Origin of the sequence: Streptomyces sp. SID14478 (assembly GCF_010548525.1) — a bacterium.
Taxonomy (GTDB): Bacteria; Actinomycetota; Actinomycetes; order Streptomycetales; family Streptomycetaceae; genus Streptomyces.
This window is the reverse complement of sequence record NZ_JAAGMG010000705.1, coordinates 1-11,291: the sequence shown is the minus strand read 5'-3', so window position 1 is coordinate 11,291 and position 11,291 is coordinate 1. Positions and strand designations below refer to the sequence as shown.

The following is an 11,291-nucleotide window of genomic DNA, read 5'->3' as shown; positions in this document are numbered from 1 at the left end:
GCGAACTTGGGTGTGATGCCGCGAGACCGCAGAAGACGGCGGTACTTGTCGTAGTCGTAACCCCGGTCGGCGAACAGCCGGCCCGGCCGGTGCCTGGGCCGCCCGCGGACACCACGGATGCGGGGTATCGCATCGAGCAGGGGCACCAGCTGCGTGACATCGTGGCGGTTCCCGCTGGTCAGCGAGACGGCCAGCGGGGTGCCGTGCCGGTCGACGATCAAGTGGTGCTTGCTGCCGGGCCGGGCCCGGTCGACCGGCGAAGGTCCGGTGTGAGCCCCCCTTTCAGCGCCCTCACGTGCGAGCCGTCGATCGCTGCGTCGTCCATGTCCAACAGCCCCGCAGCCCGCAGCTCGGCCAGCAGCACCACGTGCAGCTGCGGCCAGACGCCGGCCTCGGTCCAGTCCCGCAGGCGCCGCCAGGCCGTCACGCCACTGCAGCCGACCTGTTCAGCGGGAACATCCCGCCAGCTCACGCTCTTGCACAGCACATAGACAATGCCTCTCAGCGCAGCCCGGTCATCCGCCGGCAACCGCCCGGGATACCGACGCCGCCGAGGCGGACGAGCAGGTAAGAGCGGCGCCACACGTTCCCACAGGTCATCAGGCACCAGTTCAACAGTCACCCAACCAATCCTGCCGACACAACACCCAACTACCAAGCCCCACAACAAAAGTCATTCTGAAACGGTCAGTAAGTGTGTTGCCGCATGAGGCTGGTTACGCGACAGGGCCTCTCACTCTCCGGCGTCATCGAATCCGTCACGCAGAGCTCGCAGCGCCTCCAGCTGCCGCGCGGTGCGGTCGTGAAGTTCTTGGAGTAGGGCGATACGGCCGTCTAGGGCTCCGACGGCCTGGGTGTATTCGCTCTCATCCAGTGCCTCGTAAGTCTCCGCATCGCAGACCGCTCGCACGGTAGAGGTGATCTCGCCGAGGGTCAGACCGTAGTCGAGCAGAGTCCTGATATTGCGCACCCGGCGGGCGTCGCTGTCCTGAAATTCGCGGTATCCGTTGGGCAGGCGAATCGAACACAGCAGGCCCGCTGCCTCGTAGTGGCGGATCTGCCGGGGCGAGGAACCGGAGATCTGCGCCAGCTCACCAATCTTCATGAGGACGCTCCCTTTGGGCACGGTGCGCGCTTGACCTTGACACGGATGTCAACGTCTACCTTAACGCTCAGGAGAAACCGCGGCGAATACTGCTTTTGCCGCATAACGGGTCGATGGCAGCTTCGTCGTCCCGAATGCCCTGACAGCACAGGAGGAGTCATCATGCTGCGTGTCGAGTTCGATCGTTTCGGCCCGCCCGAGGTCCTGGAAGTGCGGGAGCGGCCGGAACCGCTGCCGACCCGAGACCGCATCCGTGTACGGGTCCGGGCCCGCACCGCCAACGTCAGTGATGTGGAGCTCCGGCGCGGCGACACCCCGCAACGACTCAAGGATCTCGGCCTCGCCTTCCCCGCCGTACTGGGCTGGGACTTCGTCGGTACTCTCCTCGATCCGGCTCCGACGCTCCCCGCCGGCTCCGCTGTGGTTGGTTTCGTCCCGTGGCTCGGTTCGGAGGTGGGCCGCGGCACCTATGCGGAGGTGATCAGTGTCGCGCCGCAGTGGGTGGCCGCGCTGCCGCCGGACCTCGATCCGGCGCGTGCCGCCGTCTTCGCGATGAACGCCCTGACTGGCGCGCAGGCCACCGATCGCATGGGGCCCCTTGAGGGAGCGAACATCCTGATCGTTGGTGCTGGCGGCCCGGTGGGCATGAGCGCTGCCACCGCGGCTGCAGCTGCGGGGGCGTATGTCTATGTCACCGGCTCGATGGCAGACGAGGCGCTTGCCGCTCAGGGCTACGCGGGAGGGCTCCTTCGTGGCACGCCGGAGGAGATGGCCACTGCGGCCCGTGAGGTGGTGCCGAGTGGCATGGACGCGGTCTTCAACGCCGCAGTTGCGGGCCCCGGGCTGATCCGCGCGGTGAAGGACGGCGGCGCCTTCGTCTCCATTCACGTCGCCGACAAGAACGAGCCGGAGCGCGGCGTCGCTGTCGAGAAGGTCGTAGTACAGGCCGACCCTCCTCGCCTGACCTCCCTGCTCACCACGTCTCTCCTCGACCGGATCCGCATCGAGACGCTCCCGCTCGCCCAGGCACGCGAGGCCCACGAACGCCTCGAGCGCGGTGGCCTTGCCGGGCGCAAGATCGTGCTGGTCTCGTAAGGCCATCTCCTGCGCGGATACGGAGAGTGGCAGCAACGGCGACGCCGACGTCTCCCACGCACGCTGACAGGCCAGCCGCAGACAGCCGCCTGGCAAGGCATCCCCGAGGGGAGCCGTCCTGGTGGCCTGGCCGCTGGGAGACTGAGGGCGTCCGGATGCGCATGAACTCCGCGTCCTGACATGGTGGGCCACCCCAACGCACTGCTGACACAGGAAGGGCGTCGCCGGCTTTGCGAGCGAGTGGACGCCGGACGCCGATCGCGCATGTTGCGGCCGAGGCCGGCGTTTCACGGCGCTGCCTGGGCAAGTGGTACGCCCGCTGGACGGCGCACGGCGAGAACGGACTGCTCGACCGCTCCTCCCGGCCGGATGCCAGCCCGGACCGCACCGCCGAGGAGGTCGCGGACCTGGTGGAGGCGCTGCGACGGCAGACCAAGTACGGCCCCGTCCGCCTCGCCGCCGACCTCGAACGCCTGCACGGCATCACTCTCTCCCCGGCCACCGTGCACCGTGTTCTGGTCCGGCGAGGTCTCAACCGGTCGCGCGACCTGGACCCGCCCACCGGCGAGCAGATGCGCGAGGTCATCCGCTACGAGCACGAACACGCTGGTGACCTGCTCCACGTCGATGTCAAGAAACTCGGACGCCTCCCGGCCGACGCATACACGGTATGGGCACCGAAGCAGCTCGCGCCTCAAAACGGACCGGTCCAGGCACCGGCAAAGTCGGCTACGCGTACGCACTCGGCGCTCGACGACCACTCCCGGCTCGCCTACACCGAGGCCCTGGACGATGAAAAAGCCGTGACCGCGGTCGCCTTCTGGCACCGCGCTGTCGCCTTCTTCGCCGCCCATGGCATCGCCCCGATCCGCCGCTGCCTCACCGACAACGGTGCCTGCTACCGCTCCACGACCTGGGCTGACGCGCTCACCGTGACCGCCACGAAGCACAAGCGCACCCGCCCCTACACCCCGCGCACGAACGGGAAACCAGGGGACGCTCGCCCGCGAGTGGGCATACGTCCGCGACTACAGCTCCGAGCGCGAACGCCGCATCGCACATGGCGGTGCTTGCATGTATGTCTATATGTCAGCTGGTGAGCCGCCTGACGGTTGCGTTGTGTAGCTGCGCTCCACACGCCGAGGGGCATGGGGCAGGCGCAGGATCTGTTCCGTGCGAGCGGACAACGCTGTGGGGTGAATGGTCCGGCCGCTTGCTCGTGGGCCTGTCAGGGAAGGATCAGGCTGCGCAACGCGGGGCGCAGTTCGTCGATGTCGCTGCTGTGCTCGCAGGCGTTGGCGGCTGCGGCGAGGGCCGCGAGGAACACCTCGACGCGTATGCGCGCCTGGACGGCTCCGGTGCCCGGCGGGGCCAGGGCCTGCACGATCTCCACCCCGCCGGCATTGCTGTCGCCTAGGGTCTGCTCGCCGATCCGGGCGGCTGCGGCGGGCGAGCACAGGGCGATGACCTCTTTGTGGGCAAGGGCGAGATCGATGAGCCGGTCGATCCGTTCCTCGAGCGGCGCGGGTGTTCCGATGATGTCGCGAAGCCCGTCGGCAACCGGAGCGAGAGCGCGGTGAACGAGCTCGTCCTTGGTGCGGAAGTGGTGGTAGACGGCTGACTTACTGACGCCCACCCGTTGGGCTACCCGGAGCAGCGAAAGGGCGTCGAAGCCTTCTTCGCGGATCACCTCCAGCGCGGCGCGGGCCAGCGCATCTCTCGCGGCGAGTCCCGTGCGTGTGCGAATTTGTGCCACCCCTCCATTGTGCGGCATGGACCGACCACGGGCCGACGAAACTGACTATCCGGCTGTTTTAAAACTGACCCATGGGTTAGTTTTGGGCGTATGAACAACGAGCGACCTTCTCTGCCAAGCACGATGCGGTCAGCGCAGTACCACTCCTATGGGGATCCGGACGTGCTGAGCGTCAATACGATCGCGCTCCCGACGCCCGCCCCGGGCGAGGTCCTGGTGAGAGTGGTGGCCTCCGGCGTGAGCAACGGGGAGCTGAGACTCCGACAGGGCAGGATGCGGCTCCTCACGGGCCGGCGCTTTCCCAAGGGAGTGGGCGGAGACTTCGCCGGAACCATCGCGGTTCTCGGCGACGGCGTCACGGGGCTCAAGGCGGACGACGCGGTGTGGGGACTGCTGCCTCGCAATGTGAGCCTGCGCGCACAGACCGCAACTGCAGCCGATTACGTGGTGGTGCCCGCGACCAGCATCTCCCACATGCCCAAGCGGCTCACGTTCGCGGAAGCCGCCGCACTCCCGGTGGTCGGACAGACAGCCATGATCGCTGTACAGGACACGACTCACGTCCGTGAGAGGGAGAGCGTCTTGGTGCGCGGTGCCACCGGTGGTGTCGGCCTAGCCGCGCTCCAGTTCGCCGTCGCCGCCGGCGGAACGGTCACCGCGCTCATCGGCCGGACGGGCGACGACGTGGCGCGCGAGCTGGGCGCCTCGCACGTGCTGCGCCACCGCGACACACTGTTGGCCCGGCTGCCGAAGTTCGATGTCATCATCGACACGGTCGGCACCGAACTCCTGGCGCTCCGGCGTCATCTGAACAAGAACGGACGCATGGCCGCAGTGACGGTCGAACCACCTCTGCGCGGCATGCTGGCCGTCGCGGTATCCCGCGTCCACGGCAACCGGCGGATCCGCTTCTCCGCACGCAACCCGGACACGGCCGTTCTGACCCGACTCGCAGGCGAAGTACAGGCCGGGCACCTCAAGCCCGTGATCGCGGACACCTACCCGCTGGAGCACATCGCCAACGCCCACCGTGACGCCGAACGCGGAACCGGAGCAGCTGGCAAGCGCATCATCGCTCTCACCGATGACGCCGCAACTGTCCCCATGCCCGAGTGAGCGAAGCATCTCAATCTCGGCACGCAGGGCCCTGGGGGCATGAGCAGCGCGACATGCTTTTGCGGTCGGAACAGACAGGGGTGTCATTGCGACCACCAGCCGGTGTGCCACCGAGACTGCTCGAGGCTGCAAGGAAGACCGGCGATCGACCGCGGGAAACAGCTACTTGGTGCACGCGCATAGCCCCTGGCCAGCCCACTTCCGTCGGCGCCCCTTCAGTTGCATCAGCGGCGGGCGCTCGCTGCGCTTGCCCAGCAGGCTTTCCGCTCGATGATGACGTCACGTGCCATCCCCTATGTGCCGCTCCGCGGGGGCGCCTGCCCGGCATGTCGGGCGCCTACGGCGAACTCCGCAGCGCATCACGGGTCGGCGCCGGAGGGCTGTGGTCCCAACCCCCCGGCGCCTGCGTCTGGCAGCGTGCAGTGCCGCCGTGACGTTAAAACTGAATATCCAGATACAGGCGGTGCAGGCAAGCATTCCGGAGTGCTTCCTGTCAGCCGTCCGTCTGGCAGGCCGCAATACCCGGCAAGGCCCGGCATCTCTCACCCTGCATCGCGTCACGTGCGAGGCAAGTTCTGCCGGTACAAGACCGGCGTGCAGCGCGGCAGGTGATCCAGAGCCATGCCTGTCCCGCAAATCTCCATGGGGCATGGCAGAGCGCTTCCGTCTTAGCACGCGGTGGCGGGCCGCCGCCAGAGCGCGCTGAGGCGGCCCGCCGGAACGCTTTATAGCAGGCACTCACCGGCCGTGGGCACCGTCAGCTGCGGGGGTGGCTTGTTGAGTTCTCTGACGGGATGCGGGCCGCTATCTCGATGGCGAACCACACCGCCTCCCTGGACAGTTCGTCGCCCTCGCTCGGCACGCGTGCCGCCAGCGGTCCCCCGGCGCGGCAGATCCTGATCGGCGACCTGGCGCCCGAGGACTGCGACGATCACCTCGCCCGCCAGCTGGCCCGCGGCAACATCGCGCTCATCGAGCCCGAGACACGCGCGGTGATCACCGCCCGCTCGCACGGGCTGCCCCCTCTACCTCGACCTGGCCGTCTCCCGCTTCCTGGAGATCCGGCGCAGCGGACGCCCGCCCCGCGCGGACGACTTCGGGGACTTCCCTGCCCTGATCGCCCGCACGGTCAGCGACCTCACCCTCGACGAATGTCGGCGTACGGACTTTTCTGGCTCTGGCAAGATTTTCGTAGGCGGAGATCATCCCGCCAGCAGGGTCGTCGGTCTGCGCGGTGGGCAGCCTTTGATTGTGCTCTGTTGAACTGGTCAATCTGTTACCGCAGTTGTCTGATGTGCTCGTGGTCTCGGTCGAGGTCTCTGATGCTGCGGTGGCTGTCCGGGCCTGCACGAGATCCGGTGTCCCTGCAGGATGTACGGGATGTGGGCAGCTCAGCACGTGGTGCCACAGCCGCTACGCACGGCGCCTTTCCGACGTCACGCTCGCGGGTCGGCCTCTGCTCGTCGACTTGTCCGTGCGCCGTCTGTACTGCGAGAACATGACGTGCCCGAAGGTGACCTTCGCGGAGCAAGTGCCGGGGCTGACCGTGCGCTATCAGCGGCGGACGCCACGGCTGCAAGGCCTGGTGGAGGACGTCGGCGTGGTGCTGGCCGGCCGGGGCGGCTCCCGGATGCTTCGGATCTTGAACATCAGGTTGTCGCGGGTGGCGGTCCTGTCCCAGCTGATGAGGGTGCCGTTGCCGCCACTGGTGACGCCCAAGGTGCTGGGGGTGGACGACTTCTCTCTCTACGGCGACACTTACGGAACTCTCCTGGTGGACGCGACCACCAGGCTTCCGCTCACCCTCTGGGAAGGACGCGACGCGAAACGGCTCGGCCGCTGGCTCCGCGAACACCCCGGCGTGGAGGTCGCCTGCCGCGACGGGTCCCTCGCCTACCGGCAGGGCATCACCGCCGGCGCCCCGGGTGCCGTGCAGGTCAGCGACCGCTTTCACCTCTGGCAGGGCCTCTCCCGCCGAGTCCAGGACATCGCCTCGGTCCACCGCGGCTGCTTGCCCGCAGCACTGCCTGCGATCGGCGACGCCGATTCCGCACGGGCCGAAAAGCCCGTCGAGAACACCACGGCGGACACGCGGGCCGAGCTCCACGCGCGAGGGCTTTTCGAAGCCGTTCAGGCCTTGACCCGTTTTGGCCGGAGCCACAGTTCCGTGGCCAGGGAGCTCGGCCTGAACCGCCGCACCGTCAGCAAGTACACCCGAGCCCACACCTGGCAGGAGGTCGTGCGGCGCCCTCCACGCAAGGTCTCCACCCTGGATCCCTACCTCGACTACCTGCAGCAACGCTGGGACGAGGGACAGCACAGCGCGAAGATCCTGCACGAAGAACTGCAGATCAAGGGCTACCTCGGTCACTATCAGCGTGTGAAAATGGCTGTCGCACCGCTCAGGCGGGGCCTGCCCATCGACGAGCCACGCGAGCGACCGCCCTCACCACGCGAGGCCGCCCGATGGATCACGACCCACCCGCATCGGCGCAGCCCGCACATCAACGACCGTCTGCCCCGTCTCCTCGACCACTGCCCTGAACTCAGGACCGCCCACGACCTGGTCCGCCGGTTCGCCGTCATGGTCGACAACCGCGACGCGACCGGCCTGTCAGAGTGGCTGAACGACCTCGCGAACACTGGGCTCGCACCACTGGCTGGCCTTGCCAGAGCCCTCCACGAAGACCGACATGCCGTAGCCCAGGGCGTCACCACCCTCTACAACTCCGGGGTCAACGAGGGCCGCATCACCGACGTCAAGCTGCAGAAACGCATCATGGCAGGCCGAGCTGGCGTGTCCCTCCTCAGGCACCGCGTCGTGCTGATCGCCCATCTTCGCCGCCGCTTCGCGGACCTGCCGACCGCGCTACCGAGGTGATCTCCGCCTACGAAAATCTTGCCAGAGCCATGTTCACGTGTACGCCGACAACGAACGCCACGTCCTGCGCTCCGCCGCTCTGCTGGACGCGTTCTCGGTGCCGCTGGCTACCCAGGTCCGCGCTCTTACCCACGACTCTGCCGCACTCCGCCTCATCGAGCGGCCCTTCGTCCAGGAGGACCCGACCGGACTGTGGCCCTTCCACCTCCGCCAGGTCGTCCGCTCCACCCTCCGCAACGCCGACGACCACAGTGATGACCGCTGATCCGCGCAGGACTGGCAGCGCGCCACCGAGCGCGCGATGCTTATCGGCTGTGCGTGCAGTGACTCCACGAAGTCCCGGGTCGGGGCGAACGGCACAGACCATGCTCAAGATGCTCATCGAGCAAGAGCTGTAGGTGCCGGGCTGGACAGGTGACAGCCCTGGTTGAGCAGGCCGTCGCCTGTCGGGCCTGTTCCGTCGCATCTTGCATCATCCGGGTGTCGGCTGATTCAGGGAATCTGTCACGACGTCAGAACCCGTGCCACGCGGAGTACGGCCCCCGGTCCGCGTGGTCTGGCAGAGCGGCTGGCATCTCCCACATGCGGGCGGCCGTACTCGATGTGAGGGTCTGTCAGCATGAGCCTTCATGCTGCCCCTGAGCCTCGACAGGACACCCGACGCCACGCCTACCGGCGCATGTGGCGCCGAACGGTACTCGTCGCCGCCACCGGCACACTGCTGGTCAGCTGTGCGTCAACCCACCCGTCCGCCCCGCCACGGCCCGTGCGCGCCACCAAGCGAGTCCGCACCGGTGCGCCAGGACCACAACACGAGACCGCCCGGCGGACGAGGACGGCACACAGAGCGGCAGCCGCCCACCGGTGGGGCCTGCCCACACCGCCACTGCCGGCGCCCGCCCCTCCTCACGCGAAGAAGACCATGGCTCCGCGCGCGGGCTTCGAGGTGCGCGGCCAGAAGGCCCTGGGGCTGCCGCCGGTGTTCACCGGCATCCCGACCAGGGACAAGGTGGTCTTCCTGACCATCGACGACGGAGCGGAGAAAGACCCGACGTTCCTGTCGATGATGAAAGAACTGAACATCCCCTACACCGCGTTCCTAACAGACGACGAGATCAAGGACGACTACGGATACTTCCGAACGGCACAGCGGCTCGGCGCGCCCCTCGCCAATCACACCCTGCACCACCGCTACCTCCCCGCACTGTCCTACGCCGAACAAAAACGCGAGATCTGCGGCATGCAGGACATCATGGCCAAGCAGTACGGGAAACGCCCTACTCTCCTGCGACCGCCCTACGGGAACTACAACCAGGACACTCTCAAAGCAGCCAAGTCCTGCGGTATCACCTACGTGCCTATCTGGGAATCGGAAGCATTCATCGGCAAGATGGACTACCGCGACGACTGGAACGTCCATGCCGGCGACATCATCCTCACCCACTTCCGCGGCCGTTCCGAATGGAACGGCACCATGAGAGACATGATGCGTTCACTCATCAAATACCTCAACGCCAGAGGGTTCGCCATCGCCCGGCTCCAGGACTACCTGCCATAAGCCGCCCACGGGACACGAACGCAACCTGGGCGGCGGCGCGGTCACGATCTCGCTGCTTGGGGCCGGTCACGGCCCGGCGCGTTGGCTGTCGCGGGGCACTCGCATCACGATTGCGGCGAACGCGGCCTTGATGAGCAACACTCCGAAGGCGATGCCTGGCCCGACCCCGGGCACGCCCTTCGCTCCGACACAGAGCCCGGAAGGTCCTCACGCCACCTCGTGATGGTGGGCCCGCCCGCCGCGCCAGGTCACCCACGCCGGGCCTCCGGGACGGTCCCCGCCGCATCGACGCCGTCCCCCGCCTCGCCCCGGCGGCCCGCCCGAGACGTGAACCAGCGCCCCCGCTCCCGGCGCGGCGGCGTAGATGAAAAGCGCTGCTGTTACGTGTTGCACGCGCCGTGAGCGAGAGACCCGCGCAGACACCGGTACCAGGCTCGCGGACAACGCGCTCTCCTTATGGCCGGCATGCGGGGTACCAGTGTTGCGGGAATGCGCCGGTGCCCCACCTTGTGTCGCGAACCGGCCGATCCGGCGCAGGATCGCTGAACGGCGGTTACGGTCGGCGGACCGCGCGGTAGGCGCGGTACAGGCCCTCGCCTACCGGGCACCGTACGGGCGGTGTGCTGCACTCGGGGCATACCGACACGTGATCGAGATAGAGCCGGTATTCCTCACGCCCCCGCTGCGGCATCTCATTCACACCCGCCACTGATTCCCCCGCATCTCGTCCAACTAGTCTTTCAAGGGCTTCAGTTGGACACATTCTCACGTCCTGCGCGAACAGATCACCCGGGTGGGCGCGGCGACGCCACGCGGGACGCCAGGGCAGGGACCGGGCCCGCCTCGCCCGGAACGCCGTCGGACCCCACAGACGCAAGAGGGGGGCATCCAGCCACTGCGGGCTTCCTCGCAGCAGATACGTTTCCTCACTTAACGGGCAAAGGCCCGCAGACTCGCCGTGGCACCCTCAACTGCTCGCCCGCGAGCCGTAACCAGCCCTCGGAACACGCGTTGAGACCAGCGAGCGCGCGTTCCTCCTTCCTCGGGAGCAAGCTCACCGTGAGGGCCCGGAGCCCCCCTCGAACCGGCGGCAACGGTGCACACCCCGGGCCCTCACACACCCAGGATGTCGAGCTGGCGGGCCGCGGGCGCCGAACTTCCCGAACTCCATATTGCCCGCGGGCACTTACCTCCCCTTCCCGGGGTGCGGGACCTTGTCGAGAACGGCGGGTGCGGCGGGCAGTGCCTGGACCGCGGCGTCCTTCGCCGCGACGAGAGCGGCGGTGAACCGGTCGGCAACAACCTTGGCCTGCTCAGACAGCGCTCCCACCTCGGCCGTCGCCAGGTCGGCGCGGGCGGTCGAGGCGAGAAAGTCCAGCACGTCGGCGCCGTCCTTCTCCAGTTGCTTCATCTGCTGCAGTTCCCGCAGACGAGCGTCAGCCTCCGCCGTCTGCGCCGCGTACGTCTCCAGCGCCTCCACCTGCACCTCGATGGCAGCCAGGCCCGTCTTCAGCGCCGCCCGGCGGGCGTCCAGGGGCGCCTGGGCGTGCTCGCCCTCCGCCGTGTCGGGAGTCTCCTCGACGAGGCCGCTGTAGCGGTCCAGGGAGCGGGCCACCTCCCAGACCTGCGCGGGGAGCTGGAGCTCGGCGCGCTGGCGGTCGACCAGGTCGCGTTCGTGGACCTCGGAGTCGAGGACCTTCAGAGCAGCGCTGCGTGCACGGTGGAGGAGGTCGGCGGCCTCGTCGGTGAGCTGGGAGGGCAGCACGAAGCGGTCGCGTAC

Annotated in this window: 7 protein-coding genes and 3 pseudogenes; 6 read left to right on the top strand and 4 right to left on the bottom strand. The window is 67.9% G+C overall.

Going from position 1 to position 11,291, the window contains the following annotated elements; all coding sequences use genetic code 11:
- Together G3I40_RS23530 and G3I40_RS23525 are read right to left on the bottom strand one after the other, a co-directional pair.
- Positions 1-622 (bottom strand): annotated as a pseudogene (locus tag G3I40_RS23530) (IS5 family transposase); the annotation flags it as partial.
- 111 nt (positions 623-733) lie between these two features.
- The gene (locus tag G3I40_RS23525; RefSeq protein WP_164304109.1) at positions 734-1,105 is read right to left on the bottom strand and encodes a MerR family transcriptional regulator; all 372 of its coding nucleotides are present in this window, start codon (positions 1,103-1,105) and stop codon (positions 734-736) included.
- A gap of 162 nt (positions 1,106-1,267) precedes the next feature.
- On the opposite strand from G3I40_RS23525, the gene G3I40_RS23520 reads away from it, so the two are divergent.
- Entirely contained in the window at positions 1,268-2,200 is a 933-nt protein-coding gene (locus G3I40_RS23520) for an NADP-dependent oxidoreductase (protein ID WP_164304108.1), read from the top strand.
- 218 nt (positions 2,201-2,418) lie between these two features.
- Positions 2,419-3,300 (top strand): annotated as a pseudogene (locus G3I40_RS23515) (IS481 family transposase); the annotation flags it as partial.
- Positions 3,301-3,428: 128 nt separating this feature from the next.
- On the opposite strand, the gene G3I40_RS23510 reads toward G3I40_RS23515, so the two are convergent.
- Positions 3,429-3,956: a TetR/AcrR family transcriptional regulator gene (locus G3I40_RS23510; protein ID WP_164304106.1), complete on the bottom strand. Its 528-nt coding sequence runs from the start codon at positions 3,954-3,956 to the stop codon at positions 3,429-3,431.
- Between the two features lie 162 nt (positions 3,957-4,118).
- On the opposite strand from G3I40_RS23510, the gene G3I40_RS23505 reads away from it, so the two are divergent.
- The 4 genes and pseudogenes from G3I40_RS23505 to G3I40_RS23490 all read left to right on the top strand — a co-directional run.
- Positions 4,119-5,072 carry an NAD(P)-dependent alcohol dehydrogenase gene (locus G3I40_RS23505; protein ID WP_164304105.1) on the top strand — a complete coding sequence of 318 codons (954 nt, stop codon included), beginning with the start codon at positions 4,119-4,121 and terminating at the stop codon, positions 5,070-5,072.
- Positions 5,073-6,366: 1,294 nt separating this feature from the next.
- A complete protein-coding gene (locus tag G3I40_RS23500; RefSeq protein ID WP_343245007.1) occupies positions 6,367-7,953 on the top strand; it encodes an ISL3 family transposase in 1,587 nt (528 codons plus the stop codon).
- 37 nt (positions 7,954-7,990) lie between these two features.
- Complete coding sequence (locus G3I40_RS23495; protein ID WP_164304104.1) at positions 7,991-8,218, top strand: hypothetical protein; 228 nt, start codon at positions 7,991-7,993, stop codon at positions 8,216-8,218.
- 555 nt (positions 8,219-8,773) lie between these two features.
- Positions 8,774-9,511 (top strand): annotated as a pseudogene (locus G3I40_RS23490) (polysaccharide deacetylase family protein); the annotation flags it as partial.
- 1,186 nt (positions 9,512-10,697) lie between these two features.
- Here the strand turns inward: G3I40_RS23490 and G3I40_RS23485 are convergent.
- A partial coding sequence (locus tag G3I40_RS23485; protein WP_203644662.1) for a hypothetical protein occupies positions 10,698-11,291 on the bottom strand: 594 nt, incomplete at its 5' end.